The organism is Micromonospora sp. NPDC049580 (assembly GCF_040675595.1).
GTDB lineage: Bacteria > Actinomycetota > Actinomycetes > Mycobacteriales > Micromonosporaceae > Micromonospora.
The window spans coordinates 1-21,814 of record NZ_JBFAPG010000013.1; the positions used below are offsets into that span (position 1 = coordinate 1).

Genomic DNA, 21,814 nt, shown 5'->3' on the forward strand with positions numbered 1-21,814 from the left:
GGAAAAACGGACGCGGGCGCCGAACGGGGAGTTACTTGGCCTTCTTGGCCTGAACCTTGGCGTACTTCTGCTGGAACTTCGCGACCCGGCCGGCGGTGTCGAGAACGCGCTGCTTACCGGTGTAGAACGGGTGGCAGGCGCTGCAGGTCTCGACGTGGATCGCCCCGCCCTTGGCGGTGCTGCGGGTCGTGAACGTGTTGCCACAGGAGCAGCTGACCTCGGTGGTCACGTACTCCGGGTGGATGTTTGCCTTCATCTCGCCTCGGTCCTCTCGTTGGTGGTCGCCGGGTCGCCGTCATCGCTCGTCGCGCCGTACGCGACGGGCTCGGGCGTGAACCGGAACCGGTGGCCGATTGACCAGTGTGCCATGGGCCGGAGCCGACCCGGTAAGCGGGCCGCACACCTCGTCCGGCATCGTCAACACGTGCCTCCCCGTCCGCATTCCCACCGCCCGACAGGGCATTCGCCCACCCGGCGGACCACCGCCGGGTACCCCGCCGGGGGTACGCACGCCGAGCCGAAGGTGCGCCGCCGATGACCCGCCTGATCGCCACCCGGGGACTGCCCGCCTCGGGCAAGACGACGTTCGCCCGCACGCTTCAGCCGTCCGTCGTCCGGGTCAACCGGGACGACCTGCGCCGGATGCTGCACGGCGAGCGGCTCTTCACCCAGTGGGCCGAGGCCCAGGTGACCGTCGTACAGCGGGCCCAGGTCGAGGCGTTGCTGCGGGCCCGGGCGGACGTCTGCGTGGACGACACCAACCTGCGCTCGCGGACGCTGCGCGACTGGGCCGAGTTGGCCGTCCGCCACGGCGCGGATTTCGAGGTGCACGACTTCACCGACGTGCCGCTTGCCGAATGCCTGCGCCGCGACGCCGCCCGCCCGGCGGCCGAACAGGTCGGGGCCGAGGCCATCCGTCGGCTGCACGAGCGGTACCTCGAGGGGCGGACCCTGCCGTTGCCGGTGCCGCAGGCCCGCACCGGGCGCCCCGCCGTCGTGCACCCGCCGTCGACCGAGCCACCCGAGATCGTCCTGGTGGACATCGACGGCACCGTCGCGCTGGCCGTGTCCCGCAGCCCGTACGACATGACCCGGGTGGGCGAGGACGAGCCGAACACGGCGGTGATCGCGGCGGTCCGGGCGATGCACGCGGCCGGGTACGGGGTGGTCTTCTGCTCCGGGAGGGACGCCTCCGCCCGCGCGGCCACCGAGGCGTGGCTGGCCCGGCACGTCCGGGTCCCCTACCTCGGCCTGCACCTGCGGGCCGTCGGCGACTCCCGGAAGGACTCGATCGTGAAGCGGGAGATCTACGACCGGGAGATCCGGGACCGTTACCGGGTGGCCGGCGTCTTCGACGACCGCGTCCAGGTGGTGCAGATGTGGCGAGCCCTCGGCCTCACCGTCTTCCAGGTGGCCGACGGCGACTTCTGAGCGCGAGCAGGGCCCTTCGGCGGGGAAGGGCCCTGCTAGGCGCTCACCGGATGAGCGAGATGGTGGCTTCGGCGCGGATGGTGTTGACGGTGACGCTCAGGCGTACGGGTGCGCCGGGGCGCAGTGCGGTCAGGGTGCCGGTGGCGGGGTCGAAGCGGGCGGTGTGCCACGGGCGCACGCCGGCCGCCGAGCCGATGTGCAGGTTCGGCGAGGCGGTCCAGTCGGCGCTGACGGGAGCGGCCACCGGGACCGTACGGCCGCCGGGCTGGGTGAGCGTGGCGGTGACCGCCGCCGGGGCGCCGACCGCGACGTTGGCCGGTGCGGCGAGCGTCAGCCGGTCGGTGTGCGCGTGGAACTCCGCGTCCACCCAGCGGGGCCCCTCGGCGAACGGGTCGCGACGGGCCCGGTCGGCCTCGGCCGGGGTGACCGGGTCCACACCGAACTCCGTCCAGCCGGTGAAGCCGCCCTGGTCGGCGGGGGTCGACGGCGTCTTGCCCGAGTTGCCGTTGATCACGTAGGGCACCCCGTCGACCCGGTCGGCGTGAAAGGTGCCGACGTGCCCGCCCACGAACAGCGCGCCCTTGCCGGTGCGGTGCTGGAAGTCGGCCAGCCACTGCTCCAGCAGCGCCGCCTCCTTGCGGTCGCCGAGCTGGCTGGCCTGCGCCGGGCTCGGGTCACGCGCCGGGTGGTGGTGCAGGACGACGACCGAGCCGACGCGCGGGTCGGCGGCCGCCGCGTCCAGCGTCTCGCGCAGCATCCGCACCTGGTCGAAGCCGCCACCACGCAGCGTCCCGGTGGACGAGTTCAGCGTGACGAACCGGGTGCCGGCGTGGTCGAACACCCGCGAGGTGGCGCCGAACGCGGCCTCGAAGTTGCTGATCGGGGCACCCATGATCTCGTGGTTGCCGGGGACGTAGTACCAGGGCAGCGCGTCGCCCAGCTCCTCGTCGAGGATGCGCCGGGCCAGCGCGAAGTCGGCCGGATAGGCCGTGTCCACGAAGTCACCGTTGATCAGCAGGAAGTCCGGCCGGGCGGCCTTCACCTCGCGCAGCGTCCGCCGGGCCTGGGCGACCAGGTCGCTGTCCGGGTCGGCGGCGACGAACTGGGCGTCGGAGAGCACCGCGAACCGCCAGGGCGCGCCGTCCACCGTGCCGTCGCGGACCACCACCCGGTCGGTGCGCGGGGCCGCCGCCGGCACGTCGACCGTCGGCGGCACCTTCGCCACCAGGTCATCGATGATCACTTCGCTGGTGTACTGCGCGGCGGCGTTGGTCTCGGCCACGTAGAAGCGGCGCACCCGTACCGGGTACTGCACCCCGGCCGGCACCGCGAACTCCACGTACCGCCAGCCGGTCCAGGTGATCAGCGGGCCGCGCAGCACGTGCTGGGTGTCCTGCGCGTCGTGCAGGTGCAGGCTCGGCCACTCCCCGGTGCCGTTGCCGTGGATCCACATGCCGAAGGCCTGCGGCTGGCCGGGCACCTCGATCCAGGCCGGCGGGTCGGCGTACGCGGCCCGGGTGCCGGTGGACTGGCTGAAGTCGTACGACATCTTCAGGCCGGTGCCGGTGTGACCTGGCGCCGGCGCGACCGAGCCGCTGGCGCGGGCCTGGCTGAACCGCCAGGACGCCGCGTCGTCGAAGCCGGCGACCGGCACGTCGGTCAGCCCGACCGTGACCGGCAGGACGGTGCTCGTCCGTCCGACGCGGACGGTCACCAGGGCGGAGCCGGTGTCGCGCAGCGCGGTGACGGTGAGGTTGCCGTCCCGGCTCGGGGCGATCCGCAGCAGGTCGTGGTCGTAGTCGAGGGTGAGGTCCGCCGGCTCGATCGGCGCGGTGTTGCCCTCGGCGTCGTAGCCGACCACCCCGACCAGGGCGTTGCCGTCCTGGCCGGTCAGCCCGATCCGTGGCACCGTGGTGCCGAGCCGGGTCAGCGGGCCCAGGACTGTGAGGCCCAGCGAGCCGGTCGCCCGACCCCGTGCGGCGGTGACCGTGCTGGCTCCCGGCGTGCCGGCGTGGAAGACCCCGTCACGGTCGATGCGGCCCCGGGCCGCCGGGGTGGCCCGCCAGGTGGGCGCACCTGCGGCCGGGCCGTACGTCTCGTCGTAGCCGGCCGCGGTGAGGGTGCGGGTCAGCCCGGGGAAGACCCGGTCGGGCCGGCCACCGCGCACCGGCGAGACGCCCGGGGCGGCGGTGGGATCGCTGGACGTCTCGACCCAGTAGCCGGTGAGCCGGCCGCTGCCCTTCGGCGCGTAGATGGCCAGGCCGTTGGGCACCGCCCGTTCGCTGCCGTCGGAGGGGCCGTTCTCCACCTGCACGGCCGACGCGCCCGGCTCCCGGGCCAGCAGCGTCGACGATCCGCCACCGTCGAGGTTGAGCGCGTCCCGGGCGCCCAGCTCGGCCATCATCCGGCCCATCTCGGTCTGCGTCACGCCGCGGCTGTCGACCTGCCGGCCGTCCACGGTCAGCATGATCATTTTCTGGCCGTCGGCGCTGAACCCGACCGCCGTACGCGGGGCGAGGGTCGCATCGGCGATGCTCTGCACGACGCCGTCGCGGACCAGGACGTTGCCACCTCCGACCGCCGCGTGCAGGGCGCTCCCGTCGGACGACTTCGGCCGCCAGGTCACCGGGACCGGGTCACCGACGTGCAGCCCGCCCAGCGCGTCCGCGCCGGCGTCGCGGCCGAGCAGCACCGTGCTGCCGGCGACGACCGGGCCGCTGCCGGCCACGCCGGCCACCGCGGCCACCCGGCCGCCGGTCACTGTCACCTCGACCACCCGGGCCGCGCCCTCCACGGCACGCTGCCGGGAGTACGTCCCCCACAGCTCGGTGAACGCGCCGATGCCGTCGGCCTGCACCATGTTGTTGAACTGGGTCAGCGCCACCGGCCCGGTGGGCAGGGTGGCGCTGCCGTCGAAGTTCACCTCGACCACGCGACCGATTCCGGTGGCGGTGACCGCCACGGCGTTGCGGTGACCGCCGACCGCCGACTGGATCAGCTCGCCGTCGCGGATGCCGACGCCCTGCGCGGCCCCGGAGTTGTTGATGTCGAAGAAGTCGCCGTTGACCGCGGCGACCGCCCGCGAGTCGTCCACCGCCTTGCGCAGCGGCTCGGCCCGGCTGACCGCGCCGGAGTTGACGTAGTCGACCGTGGACCCGCCGGCCAGGTCGGTGGTGAGCGCGTCGGCGCGCAGCCAGCCATCGGCGTCGTACCTGTCGAAGGAGGTGAGCTGCACGCCCGGCGCGACCGGACGGGTGGCCTTCGTGGTCTCCAGGCCGCCGGCCGGCTCCAGTCCGCCAGCGGCGGCGGTCGGGGCGGTCGCGGCGGTCGGGTCGGCGGCGAGGCTGACCGAGTCGGCCGGGTGGGACGACGCGGCCGGTGCGTCCTCGGCGGCGGTGGCCGGGAGCGCGGGCGGCGACGCCACGGGCCGGGTGGCCACCGACGGTGCCGGCGGCGCGGCGGTGGCCGGCGGCGACACGGCCAGGGCGAGCAGCGGCGTCAGCAGCAGGACACCGGTGCGACGGGCGGATCGTCTGCGGGTACGCATGGACGACAGTCAACCCGGCAGTGAATAGAAGTTTCAAGACCTGTCGACTGAACCGAAGGAAAATTCCGCCAACCCCGGCTCCTGGCTCCCCGCTGAACCCCCTCTGGTGGCGTGCGAGCAGGGCCGGCCGCTCCCTCTCGTTCCCCTTTGCTCTGCTTCAACGGACGCAACACAAAGCGCCCCGAAGTGTTGCGCCGGTTGAAGCAGAGCAAAGGACGATGGGCGGACACGACGAAGGGGCACGGCCGCTATGGCCGTGCCCCTTCGTCGTCGGTCAACCGGGAACGGTTACTCCCCCGGCGTCGACTTCGCGATCTGCATCAGGAACTCGATGTTGGTGCGGGACTGCTTGAGCCGGTCCAGCAGGAGATCCATCGCCGCCTGCGAGTCCAGCGAGTGCAGCACCTTGCGGAGCTTGTGGATGATGGCCAGCTCCTCGGGCGCGAGCAGGACCTCTTCCTTCCGGGTGCCGGACGGGTTGATGTCGATAGCCGGGAAGGTGCGCTTGTCGGCGATCTTCCGGTCCAGCTTCAACTCGGCGTTGCCGGTGCCCTTGAACTCCTCGAAGATGACCGTGTCCGCCATGGACCCGGTCTCCACCAGCGCCGTGGCGATGATGGTCAGCGACCCGCCGTTCTCGATGTTGCGGGCCGCGCCGAGGAAGCGCTTCGGCGGGTAGAGCGCGGTGGAGTCGATACCACCCGACATGATCCGGCCGCTGGCCGGCGCCGCCAGGTTGTACGACCGACCGAGCCGGGTCACCGAGTCGAGCAGCACGACGACGTCGTGACCCAGCTCGACCAGGCGCTTGGCCCGCTCGATGGCCAGCTCCGCCACCGTCGTGTGGTCCTGCGGCGGACGGTCGAACGTGGCCGCGATGACCTCGCCCTTGATCGACCGCTGCATGTCGGTGACCTCTTCGGGCCGCTCGTCGACCAGCACCACCATGAGGTGGCACTCCGGGTTGTTCCGGGTGATCGCGTTCGCGATCGCCTGGAGCACCATCGTCTTACCCGCCTTCGGCGGCGACTGGATGAGCGCCCGCTGGCCCTTGCCGATCGGCATGACCAGGTCGATGACCCGGGTGGTCAGGATGTGCGGCTCGGTCTCCAGCCGCAGGCGCTCCTGCGGGTAGAGCGGCGTGAGCTTGTAGAACTCCGGCCGCCGCCGCGCCTCGTCCGGCTCCATCCCGTTGATCGTGTCCAGCCGCATCAGCGGGTTGTACTTGTCCCGCCGCTGGTCACCGGTGTTGCCGACCTCGCGGGCCGCACGCACCGCGCCGGTGATCGCGTCACCGCGGCGCAGACCGTACTTCTTGATCTGGGACATCGAGACGTACACGTCGTTCGGGCCGGCCAGGTAACCGGTCGTCCGCACGAAGGCGTAGTTGTCGAGCACGTCGATGATGCCGGCCACGGGGACGAGCACGTCGTCCTCGCCGACCTGCGGCTCACGGCCACCGGTGTCACCACCGGTCTCCGCCCGCTCGCCACGGCCGCGCCGACGGTCCCGGAAGCGGCTGCGCCGGCCACGCCGACCGCCGCCCTCACCGTCGTCGTCGTCGTTGTCCCGCTCGACACGCTGGCCGCGGTCGTTGCGGTCGGCGCGCTCCGAACGGTCGGTGCGCTCGGCGCGCTCGCCCCGGTCGATGCGGTCGCCCCGCTCGGCGCGCTCAGCGCGCTCGCCCCGGTCGTTGCGCTCGGCCCGCTCACCACGGTCGGCACGCTCGCCCCGATCGTTGCGCTCGGCCCGCTCACCGCGATCGTTGCGCTCACCGCGATCGTTGCGGTCACCCCGGTCGTTGCGCTCGGCCCGCTCACCACGGTCGGCACGCTCGCCCCGATCGTTGCGCTCGCCCCGATCGTTGCGCTCGGCCCGCTCACCGCGGTCGGAGCGCTCGGCACGGTCGCTGCGCTCGGCACGGTCGCGGCGGTTCTCGCCACGGTCGGACCGCTCGCCGGCCTCCACCTCGTCGGTGCGGGCCTCAGCGGAACGGACCTCAGAGGAACGGACCTCGGAGGAACGCGCCTCCGCGGCGCGCGGCTCAGAGGTGCCGGCCTCGGCGGTACGGGACTCGGCCGGGGCGGTCCGGCTGCGCCGGGTACGGCCACGGCCCTCGGTCGCGGTAGCCGGCTCGGCCGGCGTCTGGTCGGTGCTGCGGCTCTCGGCCGCCGGGCGATCCACGGTCTCCCGCACCTCCTCACGGGCCGGAGCGGCCGCAGCCGCGACCTCGGCTCGCGGTCGAGGGGTCCCGGCGGCGTTGCCGCCCTGCCGCTCGGAGATCGCGGCGATCAGCTCACCCTTGCGCATGCGAGCCGTGCCGGAGATGCCGAGCGACGCAGCCAGGCTCTGCAGCTCTGGCAGCAGCATCGCCGACAGACCGGTGCCGCTGCGCCGACGACGGGCGGGAGCGGCAGCGGTGGCATCGCCAGCGACGTTGGAAACATCCGACGTCACGTCGGTGGTGTCGCTCAATGGATTCCTTCCCTCGATAAGGCCGGGACTGCCCGGAGTCGGAGCTCAGGTGGCCGGGCGGCCTCGGTGCACCCGCCTCGCAAGGACGCGTCGCGGGAGTCTGTGACACAGCAGCCGGTGGTTTCCCGACCCACCAAACGTCGGTGAGCAGGTCTCGCCGTCTGCGGCGACCTGTGGAAACTGCGGTGCGGCGTGGGCCTTGGCAGGGGTGACGGGCTGACCGCCGAGAGCTTCGGGGGTGCGCCGCCCCGCAGGAGATCGCGTGCTTCGCGGCTGTGCTAGGTCTAGAGCGTAATCAACTCTTCCGACCTGCGGCAACAGGGTCCCGCTCGGCGTGTCCAAGTCTACCCCGGGCGACCCGGGCGCCGCTGACGTCTATCGGTAACTGCCAGATCTGCCAGTCTGTTCCCGCGTCGAGGCTCGGCGGAGGCGCGCTGAGCGCCAGCACGCTCGGCCCCGCCCCACTGACCACAGCCGCCACACCCGCCGCTCGCAACTCGCTGACCAGGGCCGATGTGCCCGGCATCCCGGCTGCCCGGTAATCCTGGTGGAGGCGGTCGACGGTGGCCGGCAGCAACAGCGCCGGGTCGGTGGTGAGCGCGTGCACCAGCAGCGCCGCCCGCCCGGCGGTCAACGCGGCGTCGGCGTGGGGCACGGTGGCCGGCAGCGCCGCCCGCGCGGTAGCGGTCAGGCCGCGCTCGGCCGGCACGAAAACCGTGGGTCGTACGCCGGCCGCGACCGGCAGGGACACCGCGCGAGCGCCGCCCGGCTCGGACCAGGCCACCGTGAAACCGCCGAGCAGGCACGGAGCGACGTTGTCCGGATGGCCCTCGATGTCGGCGGCCAGCCGGAGCACGCCGGGCTCGTCCAGCCGGTGCTCGCCGTCGGCGACCAGGGCACGGGCCAGCAGCACCCCGGCGACGATGGCGGCCGACGACGAGCCCAGGCCGCGCGCCTGCGGGATCCGATTGACGCACTTGACGCTCAGGCCCGCGGGCTGCGCGCCGAGAACGTCGAAGGTGGCACGCATGGCCCGCACCACCAGGTGCCGATCGTCGTCCGGCAGCTCACCGGCGCCCTGGCCGGTGACCGTCACCCGGACCCCGGCGGCCGCGACCTCGGCGGCCAGGTCGTCGTAGAGCCCGAGGGCGAGCCCCAGCGCGTCGAAGCCCGGACCGAGGTTGGCACTGGTCGCGGGGACCCGGACCCGGACCGGCCCGGCGGTGAAGTTCGTCGGCACGCGCTCATGCTAGGGCGTGTGTCAAAGTCCTCGGTCGAGTCGAGGCGGAGTCCAGGCGGCGGTCCGGCAAGGCGGAGATTGGCTCGGATACCGGTGTCGTATCCGGGCCGATCTCCAACGCGGCCGGCCGCGGGTCTCAGCCGGCCGGGTCGCCGACCGGCTCGGCGACCGGGTCGGTCAGCGACAGCCGGCGGGTGGCGATCCGCCAGCCGACCGCGTACACGAGGGTGACCAGTCCGCAGCCGGCCAGCACCACCCGTTCGTCCACCACGTCCACCACCAGGGCCACCGCCAGTTGGCTCACCGAGATGGCCAGCGTCGCGAGCATCATGTCGGTGGCGAAGACACGCCCGCGCAGCCGGTCCGGCACCTCGCCCTGAAGGGCGAAGTTCGACATCACCCAGTTGCTGCCGCCCGCGAAGTGCGCCACGAAGACCAGCAGCAGCACCAGCGGGAACCAGCGCACCACCGACGTACCCAGGTAGGCCAGGCCGTAGAGCGACATGGACAGCGCGAGCCCGGGCAGCAGCCAGGACCGGTTGGTCAACACCCGCCGCATCAGGATCGGGCCGACCAGGGCGCCGGCTCCGCGGACCGCGAAGAGCAGGCCGGCGCCCAGCGAACCGACCCCGTAGACGCCTGCGAGCAGCGGAAACACGGTCAGCACGCCGTTGCCCAGGCCGACCGCCGACTTGACCGTGACCAGCGCCAGCACCCGCGGCCGGTGCCCGATGTAGCCGAGCGCCTCGCGGACCGCCGACCAGGTCCGCTGCGCCGGCAGCTCCGGGTCGCGGGCCGCCTGCAACGGCCGGCGGATCCGGGTGGCGAGGCCCGCGGCCAGCGCCAGGCCGACCGCCGCCACCCAGAAGCAGGCGTACGGGCCGGCAGCCGAGCTGAGCACACCGCCCAGCGAGGCGCCCACCACAGTCATGGTGCCCCAGGCCGAGCCGGCCACGGCGTTACCGGCGGCCAGCTCGTGCGGCTCCAGCACGTTGGGGAGCGCGGCCTGGGCGGCCGGCGAGTAGAACGCCTTGGCGACCGCGACGGCACCGATCGCCACCAGCGCCAACCACGCCGTACCGCGGTCGCGCACGCCGAGGAGCAGCAGCACGCCGGCCAGCGCGGCCACGTTCGCGGTGATCATGATCTTCCGCCGGTCGAAGCGGTCGGCGATCGTGCCGGTGTACGGCAGCAGCAGCGCCACGATGCCGGTGTCCACCGCCAGCACCAGGGCACCCCAGACCCCGCTGCCGGTCAGCTGCGGCAGCAGCACCAGCAGCGGCACCATGACGAACCAGTCAGCGCCGAAGACCACCAGCTCGGCGAGGAAGAGATTGCGAAAGCTCCGATTGCCGGTAAGGACCGCGAGGGTGGACGCCACGGAGCGGGACCCTACCCGGTCGGTGCGGGGGCTACACCGGGTCCCAGCAGCGCCGAGACGGTGACGAAGGTGTAGCCACGCGCCCGCAGCCCGGCGATCATGTCGGGGAGGCCGTGCAGCGCGACCAGACGTCTCCGGTCACCGACGTCGTGCCCGAGCACGATGGTCCCCGGCCGGACGGTGGCCACGATCCGCCGGGCGTGGCCGGCCGGGTCGTCGGGAAACTCCCGCTCCACCATCTGCAACGACCAGAGCACCAGCCGGTAGTTCAACCGGGATGCCGCGTGCAGCACCGCACCACCCAGGTGGCCGTACGGCGGGCGGACCAGCCTCGGCGGCCTGCCGGTCACCTCGGCGATCGCGTCGTGGCTGCGGTGCAGGTCGTCGTACGCCGCGGCGGCGTCCAGCCGGGCGAGGTCCCGGTGCGCCCAGCTGTGGTTGCCCACCTCGTGCTCGCCGAGCCTGTCGCGTACGAGGTCGGCGTGTTTCCTGGCCTGAGCGCCGACCAGGAAGAACGTCGCGGGCACCCGGTGCTGGGCGAGGGTGTCCAGCACCATGGGCGTCCACTGTGGCGCCGGCCCGTCGTCGAAGGTGAGCGCGACCAGCCGCTGCGTGGTCGGCCCCGACCAGATGACCGGCACCGCGCCGGAGCCGACGTTCTGCGGCCCGTTGCCGACCGTGGCGCTGGCCGGGCCGCCGGCGAGCGGCAGCCGCCGATGGGTGAGCCAGGCGTCGGTGGCGCCCGCCCCGGCGGCCGCCCCGGTCACCACCAGAGCCCCCCGGCGCAGCAGATCGCGCCGGGACCACCCGTGCGCGCTCTCGGTCATCCACCCGCCCCGCTCGCCGACACCTCGCCATGCCTACCTGGAGTATGCAAGATGTAACGCAAAGTGCAGCACCCGTCGGCCGATCGGAGTGTCCGCGGCGGCGCAGCCGAACGCCCCCGGCAGGCGAGCCTGCCGGGGGCGTTCCGGGTTGTCGTCCGACTACTCGGTCGGCTCGGACGGGGGCAGCGGCGAGGTGCGGCTGCGGGGCAGCCGCAGCACCTCGAACTGGTCCGTGCCGTCCACCAGCGCGCCCGATGGGGCGGGGCGTGCCGCCGCCGGCTGCGTGCCGTCGGCCGGCGTCGACACCGGTGCGCCCGTCGGCACGGCCACCTGGTTCGGGCCGTCCGGCTCGACGCCCTCCGACCCGGTCGGCCCGGTCACCGCCGGGTCACCGGATCGCCGCCGACGACGACGCTCCCGCAGCGACTCCTTGGTGCGCTCCACCATCGTGTAGAGCGTCGGCACCAGGATCAGCGTCAACAGCGTCGAGCTGAGCAGGCCGCCGATCACCACGACCGCCAGGGGCTGCGAGATGAAGCCGCCCTCGCCGGTCAACCCGAGGGCCATCGGCAGCAACGCGAAGATCGTCGCGACCGCGGTCATCAGGATCGGGCGCAGCCGACGCCGGCCACCCTCGACCACCGCCTCCCGGATCCCCATGCCCTGCGCCCGGTACTGATTGATCAGATCGAGCAGCACGATCGCGTTGGTCACCACGATGCCGACGAGCATCAGCACACCGATCAGCGCCGGCACGCCCAGCGGCGTCCCGGTGGCCAGGAGCAGACCGATCGCGCCGGTCGACGCGAAGGGGATGGAGATCAGCAGGATCAACGCCTGGGTGAGGCTCCGGAACGTGGCCACCATGATCAGGAACACGATCGCGATGGCGGCCAGCACCGCCAGGCCCAGGTCGCCGAAGGCATCCGCCTGATCGGCGCTGACCCCACCGACGGTGAAGCTCGCCCCCGGCACGTCGATGCCGTCGAGCCGCTTCTGCAACTCCTTGGTGGTCGCACCCAGGTTCGAACCGGTCGCGGCGCCGGTCACCGAGACGCTGCGCTCACCGTCGATCCGCGTGACCTGCTGCGGCCCCTCGGCCTGGGTGACGTCCGCGATGTCGTCCAGCTTCACCGGCCCGACCGGAAGCGCCCGCAACTGCTCCAGCGACACCGGGGCGGCCGCGCTCAGCCGCAGCACCACGTCCTGCTGGCGGCCGTCGAGCGCCACCTGCCCCAGCGGAGCGCCACGGAACGCCTGCGACACGAGCTGACCCACGGCGGCCTCGGTGAGGCCGACCCGGCCGGCGGCGACCCGGTCGACGGTCACGTCGACCCTCGGCACCCGCTCGGCGAGGCTCGTGGTGACGTCCTCGACGTCCGGGACACCGGCCATCGCCGTCCGGGCCGCCTCGGCGGCGCGGGTCAGCACCTCCGGGTCACTGGCCTGGACGACCACCTCCAGCTGGCTGGTCGACGCGTCCTGGCCACCGCCGAAGCTGACCTCACCCAGGCTGGTGCCGATCTTGTCAAACTCCCGGCGCAGCTCCTCACGGACCTGCTTGGCGTCGGTGTCGCCGTCGAGAGCCAACGACCAGCTCGCAACGTTGTTGCCCCCGCCGCCCGCCCACGGGTTGACGCCGCCACCGGCGGTCACCTGGTAAGTCTCGACCCCGCCGACCCTCCCGAGGACCGCCTCGACCTGCTTCGCCGCCGCGTCGGTGGCGGCCAGGCCACTGCCGGCCGGCAGCTCCTGCCGGAAGCTGAGCGTGTCCTGACCGGAGTCGTCCAGGAAGTTCGTCTCCAGCTTCTGCGCCAACCCGAAGGTGCCGAAGAGCACCAGCAGGCCGAGCCCGACGGTGATCCAGCGGGTCGACCGCTTGCGGGTGGCGAACCCGATCACCGGCAGGTACGCCCGCTGCAACGGGCTGCGCAGCTCCTTCTCCTCGGCGTCGCGGCGCACCGCGTCGTCGTCGACGGTGCCGCCGCGCGGCTTGAGGAACCAGTACGCCAGCACCGGGATCACCGTCAGCGAGACGAGCAGCGAGGCGAGCAGCGCCACCGTCACCGTGATCGCGAACGGCGCGAAGAGCTGCCCGACGAACCCGCCGACCAGCGCGATCGGCGCGAACACCGCCACCGTCGTGAGCGTGGACGCGGTCACCGCGCCAGCCACCTCGCGGACGCCGGTGATGATCGCCTGGCGCTTCTCCTCGCCGTACTCCAGGTGTCGTTTGATGTTCTCCAACACCACGATCGAGTCGTCCACCACCCGGCCGACCGCGATGGTCAACGCGCCGAGGGTGAGCAGGTTGAGCGAGTAGTCGCCGATCCACAGGGCGAGCAGCGCCACCAGCACGGAGAGCGGGATGGAGACCGCGGTGACCACTGTCGAACGCACCGACAGCAGGAAGACCAGGATGACGATGACCGCCATCAGCAGGCCCAGCAGGCCCTCGGTGGTCAACGACTTGATCGACTTCTCCACGAACGGCGCCTGGTCGAAGACCACCGTCAGCTCCGCGCCGGACGCGTCCTTCAGCTCGGCCAGCCGGTCCTGGATCTCGTGGGAGATCTCCACCGCGTTGCCGTCCGGCGCCGCGGTGACGGCGATGCCGAGGCTGTCCTTGCCGTTGGTCCGGGTGATCGCGGTCGCCGGGGCGAGCTGCTGCTCGACCGTCGCCACGTCACCGAGACGGACCGGGGCCGCGCCGGGCGCGATGATGATGCCGCGCAGGTCGTCCAAAGTCGCGACCGGCGTCCCGACCTGCACCGGAAGGGCCAGGCCGCCGTCGGTCACCGCGCCGGCCGGCACCGACACGCCGTTGGTCTTCAACGCCGCGCCGATCGCGGTCGGCTGGACCTTCGCCGCAGCCAGCTTCGCCTGATCCGGGGTGACCACCACAACGTCGTCGCGGGTCCCGGTCACCTCGACCGTGCGGACTCCCTCGATGCCCTCCAGCTCCGGCACCACCGTCGCGCGCAGCTTCTCGGCGAGCGCCCGCTCGTCGGCGCCGCCGGCCGCGGCCAGCACCACCGCCGGCAGGTCGTCGGTGCTCCCCGCGATGACCTGCGGGTCGACGCTCTCCGGCAGCTGGGCGTCGATCCGGCTCAGCGCGGTCTGCATCTTGTTGACCACGTCGTCCAGGTCGGTGCCGAACTCGTACTGCACCTGGATCGTGGCCGACCCCTCGCGGGACGTGGAGGTGACCTTGTCCAGCCCGGGGAGGCCCTGCAGGGCGTTCTCGATCGGCTCGGTCACCTGCGACTCGACGATCTCGGGACCGGCACCGGGGTAGGACGCCACGATGAACGCGGCCGGGAACTCGAGCGACGGCAGCAGTTGCTGCTTCAGCGACGGCACGGCGAACGCTCCGAACGCCGTAATCACCACCGCGATGAGGGCGACCAGCCCTCGGTTGGCGAGGCTGAATCTGGCGAGCAGCGACATCGGCCTGGCTCACTCCTGAAAGAGAATGCGGGCGGGGATAGGTGAAAGTGTGCCGGACTCGATCACCTGTACCCCCGCCGCCCCCAGGGGCGGCCCACCGCCGGTGGGTTGTACCGCTCTCAGGCCAGGTCGAGGGCGCGGGCCGCGGCAAGCGGATCGTTGCCGATGGTCACCGGGGCGGGCGCGGTGGAGATCGCCCACTCCGGATCCTTCAGGCCGTGACCGGTCACCGTGCAGACCACCGTCGAGCCGGCCGGAACCGCGCCCGCCGCGGCCTGCTGGAGCAGGCCTGCCACGCTGGCCGCGCTGCCCAGCTCGACGAAGACCCCCACCTCGCGGGCGAGCAGCCGGTACGCGGAGAGGATCTCCCGGTCGGTCACCGCCGCGATCAGGCCACCGGAGGCGTCCCGGGCGTCGAGCGCCTTGGTCCAGCTCGCCGGGTTGCCGATCCGGATGGCGGTGGCGATTGTCGACGGCTCCGGCACCACCTGGCCGCTCACGATCGGCGCCGCCCCGGACGCCTGGAAGCCGTACATCTTCGGCGCCCGCGTGGTGGCGCCGGCGGCGTGCTCCTCCGAATATCCCATCCAGTACGCGGAGATGTTGCCGGCGTTACCGACGGGCAGGCAGTGGATGTCGGGGGCGTCGCCGAGCGCCTCGACGATCTCGAAGGCGGCGGTCTTCTGGCCGTGCAGCCGGTCGATGTTGACCGAGTTGACAAGCGCGACCGGGTGATCCTGGGCCAGCTTGGCGGCGAGCGCGAGGCAGTCGTCGAAGTTGCCGCTGACCTGGAGCAGCTTCGCCCCGTGCACAAGCGCCTGGGCCAGCTTGCCCAGCGCGATCTTGCCCTGCGGGACCAGCACCGCGCAGGTCAGCCCGGCCCGTGCCGCGTACGCCGCGGCGGAGGCGCTGGTGTTGCCGGTGGAGGCGCAGATGATCGCCTTGTTGCCGGCCTCGACCGCCTTGGAGACCGCGAGGGTCATCCCCCGGTCCTTGAAGGAGCCGGTCGGGTTGGCGCCCTCCACCTTCAGGTAGACGTCGCAGCCGAGCCGGGCCGAGAGCACGGGCGCCGGCAGCAGCGGAGTGTTCCCCTCGTGCAACGTGACGACCGGCGTGGCCGCGGTGACCGGCAGCCGATCCCGGTACGCCTCGATCAGACCCCGCCACATGTCGCTCTCCTCGCCTCTACCCCTGCACCGACCCGAGCATCAGGCCACCCTGGACCACCCTGCCGCAGCCATCGATGGCACACCCCGGGTTACCCACCTGGCGGGACGGGCGAGCCGCCCCGATGGGTCAACGACTCAGGCGCCGCCCTCGACCCGCAGCACACTCGTCACCGACCGGACGATGTCCAGGCCGCGCAGCTCGACCACTGTCGCGGCGAGCGCGGCGTCCGGCGCCACGTGGGTGACGATGACCAGCTCGGCGTCGCCGTCCCGGCCGGGCACGCCACTCGCCGAGCCCTGTCGTACGGTCGCGATCGACACGTCGTGCCGGGCGAAGACGCCCGCCACCGAGGCCAGCACACCCGGGCGGTCGGCCACGTCCAGGCTCACGTGGTAGCGGGTCAGCGCCTCGCCCATCGGCCGCACCGCCAGGGCCGCGTACGCGCTCTCGCTGGCCGCGCGCACCCCGGCGAGCCGGTTGCGGGACACCGCCACCACGTCGCCGAGCACGGCGCTGGCGGTCGGCGCGCCACCCGCGCCCCGGCCGTAGAACATCAGTTGCCCGGCCGCGTCCGCCTCGACGAAGACCGCGTTGAACGCGTCGCCGACGCTGGCCAGCGGGTGACTGCGCGGAATCATCGCCGGGTGGACGCGGACACTGACCGTCTCCTGACCGGCCGCGTCGACGCCCCGCGCCGCGATGCAGAGCAGCTTGATCGTGCAGCCCATCGCCTGGGCGCTGGCCATGTCCGCGGCGGTCACGTCGGTGATGCCCTCGCGGTGCACGTCGGCGGCGCCGACCCGGGTGTGGAACGCCAGCGAGGCGAGGATGGCCGCCTTCGCCGCCGCGTCGAAACCCTCGACGTCGGCGGTCGGGTCGGCCTCCGCGTACCCCAGGGCGGTGGCCTGCTCCAGGGCCTCCGCGAACCCGGCGCCGGTCGCGTCCATCGCGGAGAGGATGAAGTTGGTGGTGCCGTTGACGATGCCGGTGACCCGGTTGATCCGATCGCCGTGCAGCGACTCGCGCAGCGGGCGCAGCAGCGGGATCGCGCCGGCCACCGACGCCTCGTAGTAGAGGTCGCCACCGCCCTCGGCCGCCGCCTCGTGCAGGGCCACCCCGTCCTCGGCGAGCAGCGCCTTGTTGGCGGTGACCACGCTCTTGCCGGCACGCAGCGCCTCGACCAGCCAGCCCCGGGCCGGCTCGATGCCGCCGACCACCTCGATCACCACGTCGACGTCGTCCCGTTTGATCAGGCCGAGCGCGTCGGTGGTGAACAGGGCCTCGTCGACCGGCAGGTCACCGCGGTCGCGGCCGAGCCGGCGGACGGCGATACCGGCGATCTCCAGTGGAGCGCCGATGCGGGCGGCCAGGTCGGCCGACTGCTCGTGCAGCAGCCGGACCACCTCCTGGCCGACCGTGCCGCAGCCGAGCAGTGCCAAGCGCACAGGTGACGTCATCCCACATCCAATGCCAGCAGATCGTCTTCGGTCTCCCGCCGGACGATCAGACGCGCCTGGCCGTCACGCACCGCCACGACCGGCGGTCGGGGTACGTGGTTGTAGTTGCTGGCCATGCTCCGGCAGTAGGCGCCGGTGCCGGGCACTGCGACAAGATCTCCGGGCTGCACGTCGGCGGGCAGGAATTCATCCTTCACCACGATGTCCCCGGACTCACAGTGCTTTCCCACCACGCGGGCGAGGAACGGCTGGGCGCTCGACGCCCGGGAGGCCAGCGTCGCCGAATAGGACGCGTCGTAGAGCGCGGTGCGGATGTTGTCGCTCATCCCGCCGTCGACGCTGACGTACGTGCGGATGCCGTCGAGGTCCTTGACCGTGCCGACCTCGTAGAGGGTGAACACGGCCGGCCCGACGATGGCCCGTCCCGGCTCGATCGACAGGTGCGGCACGGCCAGGTTCTCCGCCGCGCACTCCGAGTCGACGATCTTGCGCAGCCGCTTGGCCAGGTCCTGTGGGGTGGCCGGGTCGTCCTGGGTGGTGTACGCGATGCCGAACCCACCGCCCAGGTCCAGCTCGGGCAGCTCCACCCCGCGCGCGTCGCGGATCTGCGCCTGCAGGGCGAGCACCCGGCGGGCCGAGACCTCGAAGCCGCTGGCGTCGAAGATCTGCGAGCCGATGTGCGAGTGCAGGCCGCGCAGCTCCAGCACACCCTCGTCGAGGATCTTGAAGGCGGCGTTGGCGGCGGCGCCGCCGGCCAGCGAGAAGCCGAACTTCTGGTCTTCGTGGGCGGTGGCGATGAACTCGTGGGTGTGCGCCTCGACGCCGACCGTGACCCGGACCAGCACCCGGGGCCGCACCCCACGCTCGCGGGCCAGTTCGGTCAGCCGGTCGATCTCGGTGAACGAGTCGACGATGATCCGGCCGACACCGGCGTCCAGCGCGCGGCTCAGCTCGGCCACCGACTTGTTGTTGCCGTGGAAACCGATCCGTTCCGGCGGCATCCCCGCCGACAGCGCCGTGGCCAGCTCACCGCCGGTGCAGACGTCGAGGTGCAGCCCCTCCTCGGCGATCATCCGGACCACCGCGCGGCAGAGGAACGCCTTGCCCGCGTAGAAGACGTCCTCGGTCGGGAAGGCCGCCCGGAAGTCGCGGCAGCGCGAGCGCAGGTCGGCCTCGTCGAGGACGTACACCGGGGTGCCGAACTCGGCCGCGATGTCGCGGACGCTCAGGCCCGCGACGGCGACCGCGCCGTCCGCGCCGCGCGTCACGCTGCGCGGCCACAGCGCCGGCACGAGGGCGTTGACGTCGGCCGGGGTACGCAGCCAGGCCGGCCCCTGCTTGCTGATGTCCGCGTGCAGCGCACCAGCCTCATGAGCCCTCATGTCACATCCTCTCGGGTGCGGAGACGCCGAGCAGGTGCAGGCCGTTGGCGATCACGGTGCGGGTGGCGTTGTTGAGCCAGAGCCGGGCGCGGTGCAGGTCGGTGACCTCCTCGTCGCCCATCGGCAGCACCCGGCAGTTGTCGTAGAACCGGTGGAAGGACGCCGCGACGCTCTCCTCCAGGTAGCGGGCCACCCGGTGCGGCTCGCGCAGCTCCGCCGCGGTGGCCACCACCGCCGGGAACTCGGCGAGCGCCTTGAGTAGCTCGTTCTCCTTCTCGTGGTCGAGCAGCTCGGGGCGGAACGCGTCGGCGTCACCCGGAACCAGCCCCACCTCGGCGGCGTTGCGGGCCACGCCCGCCGTCCGGGCGGCGACGTACTGCACGTAGTAGACCGGGTTGTCGCGGCTCGCCCGGGTCCACAGCTCGATGTCGATGTCGATGGGCGAGTCGCTGGAGTAGCGGGCCAGCGCGTACCGGGAGGCGTCCACGCCGATGGCGTCGACCAGGTCCTCCAGGGTGATCACGGTGCCGGCCCGCTTGCTCATCCGCATCGGGGCGCCGTCGCGCAGCAGGTTGACCAGCTGCCCGATGAGGATCTCCAGGTTGCGCTCCGGGTCGTCGCCGAAGCAGGCCGCCATCGCCTTCATCCGGCCGATGTAGCCGTGGTGGTCGGCGCCCAGCATGATCACGACCCGCTCGAAGCCGCGCTCCCGCTTGTCCAGGTAGTAGGCGCAGTCCGCGGCGAAGTACGTCCACTCGCCGTTGGACTTGCGCAGCACCCGGTCCTTGTCGTCACCGAAGTCGGTGGTGCGCAGCCAGGTCGCGCCCTCGGACTCGTAGACCCGACCCTGCTCGCGCAGCCGGGCCAGCGCGAGGTCCAGCTCGCCCCGGTCGTGCAGGTCCTTCTCGTTGAAGTAGGTGTCGAACTCCACCCCGAAGTCGCGCAGCGAGGAGCGGATCTCGTCGAACATCAGCGCGACGCCCTCGACCCGGAACACCTCCTGGGCGGCGGGGTCGTCCAAGGTCAGCACGTCGGGCCGACGGGCCTGCACCTCGGCGGCGATCTCGGCGATGTACGCGCCGCCGTAGCCGTCCTCCGGCGCGGGCTCGCCCTTGGCGGCGGCGAGCAGCGAGCGGGCGAACCTGTCGATCTGGGAGCCGGCGTCGTTGAAGTAGTACTCCGTGCCCACCTCGGCGCCGGTGGCCCGCAGCAGCCGGCTCAGGGCGTCGCCGACGGCCGCCCAGCGGACCCCGCCGATGTGCACCGGGCCGGTCGGGTTGGCCGAGACGAACTCCAGGTTGATCTTCTCGCCGGCGAGCCGGTCGCTGCGGCCGTACTCCGCTCCGGCCTCGACGATCAGGCGGGCGAGCTGGCCGGCGGCGGCGGCGTCCAGCCGGATGTTCAGAAAGCCCGGCCCGGCGATCTCCACCGACTTGATCCCCGGCGCCCGGCCCAGCTCGTCGGCCAGGGCCGTAGCAAGCTCCCGGGGCGGGACGCCCACCTTCTTGCTCAACTGCAGAGCGAGCGTGGAGGCGTAGTCGCCGTGCTCGGGGTTGCGCGGTCGCTCCACCACCGTGCGCTCCGGCAGCGCGGCGTGATCCAGACCACGGTCGGTGAAGACGGCGTGGGCGGCGGTGAGGACGACCGAGGCTAGTTCTGCAGGAGTCACCCAACCATGTTATCGGGGGTAGACTCGGGCACTCGGCGGCTCCCCTGCGCGTCATCCGGCCCGCCACCTCCCCTGACCGACCGACTTGACGAGGCACGATGAGCATCAGCACCCCGGGTGGCCCTGAGCGCCGCCCGACCGTGGTCAGCACCGGCAAGAAGCCGGCCGCGGGCCGGCCGGCGTCCGGCGCCAAGGCCGGTTCCGGCAAGCCGGCGGGCTCCCCCCGGGCGGGTGGCAAGGGCCCCCGCAAGCCGGTCAGCCCGGTCAAGGTGAGTCAGGGCCGGGCCTGGGGCCCGATCGCGCTCTTCGTCGCCGTCGGCGTCCTCGCGGCCGGCATCATCGGCTACGGCGCCTGGGCGTCGTTCCAGGGCTCCAAGCCGTGGGACAAGAAGGCCAACGCCATCGACGGCATCGTCAACATCCGCAAGACCGACAAGACGAGCCTCGACTACGAGTCCCACAAGTCGGGCCCGCTGACCTACAAGTACTCGCCGCCGGTGGGCGGGGTGCACAACGCGGCCTGGCAGAACTGCATGGGTGACGTCTACGACGCCCCGATCGCCAACGAGCACGCGGTGCACAGCCTGGAGCACGGCGCGGTGTGGATCACCTACCGCCCGGACCTGCCGAAGGACCAGGTCGACAAGCTCGCCGGCAAGGTGCGTGGCGTCGAGAAGATGCTGATGAGCCCGTACGAGGGTCTGGACAAGCCGATCTCGCTCCAGGCGTGGGGCTACCAGCTCAAGGTCGACAACGCCGACGACAAGCGGATCGACGAGTTCATCAAGGACCTGCGGGTGAACGCCTCCGTCGAGGGCCCGACCGCGCTGTGCAACACGGGTATCACCGCCACCGGCACCACGCCGCGTGACCTCCAGCAGCAGCCCCCGACCCAGTAAGGACGGCGATGACAGCCCCCGCCACCACCACCGACACCGAGCACGACGACGTCGTGGCCGCCCCGGACGTGGGCGGCCCGACACCGGCGCGGCGCTACGGCGTCGCGGCGCTCGCCATCATGGTGGTGGTGGGCCTGCTGCTCGGGTACGCCGGCGGCCTGCTCACCCCTCGCCTCACCCGGCCCGGTGACTCCTCGGTCGAGGCGGGTTTCGCGCGGGACATGACGACCCACCACGCCCAGGCGGTCGAGATGAGCCTGATCGCGTACCGGTCGGCGACGCTGCCCGAGGTGCGGCAGATCGCCGTCGACATCGCCACCGGTCAGCAGGGTGAGATCGGCGCCATGCAGACCTGGCTGCGCGAGTGGCAGCTGAGCCCGACCGGGTCGCAGCCGCCGATGTCGTGGATGTCCGACGGGGCCGCGGTCAAGGACGGGCTGATGCCGGGCATGGCCACCCCGCAGCAGATGGCCTCGTTGCGCGACGCCAAGGGCATCGAGGTGGACCGGCAGTTCCTGGCCCTGATGTACAACCACCACCTCGGCGGGATCCACATGATCGACGCGGCGCTCGCGGAGACCGACAACGCCGAGGTGGTACGCGTGGCCCAGACCATGAAGGCCACCCAGCAGTCCGAGCTGAACAACCTCCGGCAGCTCCAGGCGCAGGCCAAGGGCTGACCCTCCGCACGGGCACACCGGGCCCGCGTTCCCGCCACTCATCGGCGGGACGCGGGCCCGCGTCATGTCCGGCACCGGACCGCCCCGTCCTGGGCACGGCGGGCACCCGCCTCTCGACCCGCATGATCCACACCAGGTCGGCGAGGTGGCGGTATCCAGGCGTTCGGACACCGCCACATCGGCGACCTGGCGTCGGACGCGACGAG

Annotated in this window: 14 protein-coding genes; 3 read left to right on the top strand and 11 right to left on the bottom strand. The window is 72.5% G+C overall.

Features of this window, described 5'->3' with window-relative positions; all coding sequences use genetic code 11:
• Positions 1–31: 31 nt before the first annotated feature.
• A complete protein-coding gene (gene rpmE, locus AB0J68_RS02340; protein WP_007464546.1) occupies positions 32–256 on the bottom strand; it encodes a 50S ribosomal protein L31 in 225 nt (74 codons plus the stop codon).
• 278 nt (positions 257–534) lie between these two features.
• Between rpmE and AB0J68_RS02345 the strand changes: the two genes are divergently transcribed.
• Positions 535–1,431, top strand: coding sequence for an AAA family ATPase (locus AB0J68_RS02345; RefSeq protein ID WP_354861483.1), 897 nt, complete (start codon positions 535–537; stop codon positions 1,429–1,431).
• Between the two features lie 43 nt (positions 1,432–1,474).
• Here the strand turns inward: AB0J68_RS02345 and AB0J68_RS02350 are convergent, their stop codons facing one another.
• The 10 genes from AB0J68_RS02350 to argS all read right to left on the bottom strand — a co-directional run bounded on the left by AB0J68_RS02350 (position 1,475) and on the right by argS (position 20,029).
• A complete protein-coding gene (locus AB0J68_RS02350; RefSeq protein ID WP_363935587.1) occupies positions 1,475–4,978 on the bottom strand; it encodes a phosphodiester glycosidase family protein in 3,504 nt (1,167 codons plus the stop codon).
• Positions 4,979–5,266: 288 nt separating this feature from the next.
• Positions 5,267–7,453 carry a transcription termination factor Rho gene (gene rho / locus AB0J68_RS02355; protein ID WP_363935589.1) on the bottom strand — a complete coding sequence of 729 codons (2,187 nt, stop codon included), beginning with the start codon at positions 7,451–7,453 and terminating at the stop codon, positions 5,267–5,269.
• 295 nt (positions 7,454–7,748) lie between these two features.
• Positions 7,749–8,693 carry a homoserine kinase gene (gene thrB / locus AB0J68_RS02360; RefSeq protein WP_363935591.1) on the bottom strand — a complete coding sequence of 315 codons (945 nt, stop codon included), beginning with the start codon at positions 8,691–8,693 and terminating at the stop codon, positions 7,749–7,751.
• Between the two features lie 136 nt (positions 8,694–8,829).
• Positions 8,830–10,074 (bottom strand): MFS transporter, encoded by a 1,245-nt coding sequence (locus AB0J68_RS02365; protein ID WP_355137966.1) that lies wholly within the window; start codon positions 10,072–10,074, stop codon positions 8,830–8,832.
• Positions 10,075–10,085: 11 nt separating this feature from the next.
• Complete coding sequence (locus AB0J68_RS02370; protein WP_354859301.1) at positions 10,086–10,901, bottom strand: polysaccharide deacetylase family protein; 816 nt, start codon at positions 10,899–10,901, stop codon at positions 10,086–10,088.
• Between the two features lie 159 nt (positions 10,902–11,060).
• Positions 11,061–14,351: an efflux RND transporter permease subunit gene (locus AB0J68_RS02375; protein ID WP_363935595.1), complete on the bottom strand. Its 3,291-nt coding sequence runs from the start codon at positions 14,349–14,351 to the stop codon at positions 11,061–11,063.
• A gap of 119 nt (positions 14,352–14,470) precedes the next feature.
• Complete coding sequence (thrC, locus tag AB0J68_RS02380) at positions 14,471–15,520, bottom strand: threonine synthase (RefSeq protein WP_363935598.1); 1,050 nt, start codon at positions 15,518–15,520, stop codon at positions 14,471–14,473.
• Between the two features lie 135 nt (positions 15,521–15,655).
• Positions 15,656–16,966: a homoserine dehydrogenase gene (locus AB0J68_RS02385; RefSeq protein WP_363935616.1), complete on the bottom strand. Its 1,311-nt coding sequence runs from the start codon at positions 16,964–16,966 to the stop codon at positions 15,656–15,658.
• A gap of 8 nt (positions 16,967–16,974) precedes the next feature.
• Positions 16,975–18,360 (bottom strand): diaminopimelate decarboxylase, encoded by a 1,386-nt coding sequence (lysA, locus tag AB0J68_RS02390; RefSeq protein WP_363935601.1) that lies wholly within the window; start codon positions 18,358–18,360, stop codon positions 16,975–16,977.
• Position 18,361: 1 nt separating this feature from the next.
• Positions 18,362–20,029, bottom strand: a complete 1,668-nt coding sequence (argS, locus tag AB0J68_RS02395) for an arginine--tRNA ligase (protein WP_363935603.1) — start codon at positions 20,027–20,029, stop codon at positions 18,362–18,364.
• 98 nt (positions 20,030–20,127) lie between these two features.
• Between argS and AB0J68_RS02400 the strand changes: the two genes are divergently transcribed.
• Both AB0J68_RS02400 and AB0J68_RS02405 read left to right on the top strand, forming a co-directional pair.
• Positions 20,128–20,928 carry a DUF3105 domain-containing protein gene (locus tag AB0J68_RS02400; RefSeq protein ID WP_354859289.1) on the top strand — a complete coding sequence of 267 codons (801 nt, stop codon included), beginning with the start codon at positions 20,128–20,130 and terminating at the stop codon, positions 20,926–20,928.
• Between the two features lie 8 nt (positions 20,929–20,936).
• Positions 20,937–21,608 (top strand): DUF305 domain-containing protein, encoded by a 672-nt coding sequence (locus AB0J68_RS02405; protein ID WP_363935606.1) that lies wholly within the window; start codon positions 20,937–20,939, stop codon positions 21,606–21,608.
• The last annotated feature ends 206 nt before the right edge of the window (positions 21,609–21,814 follow it).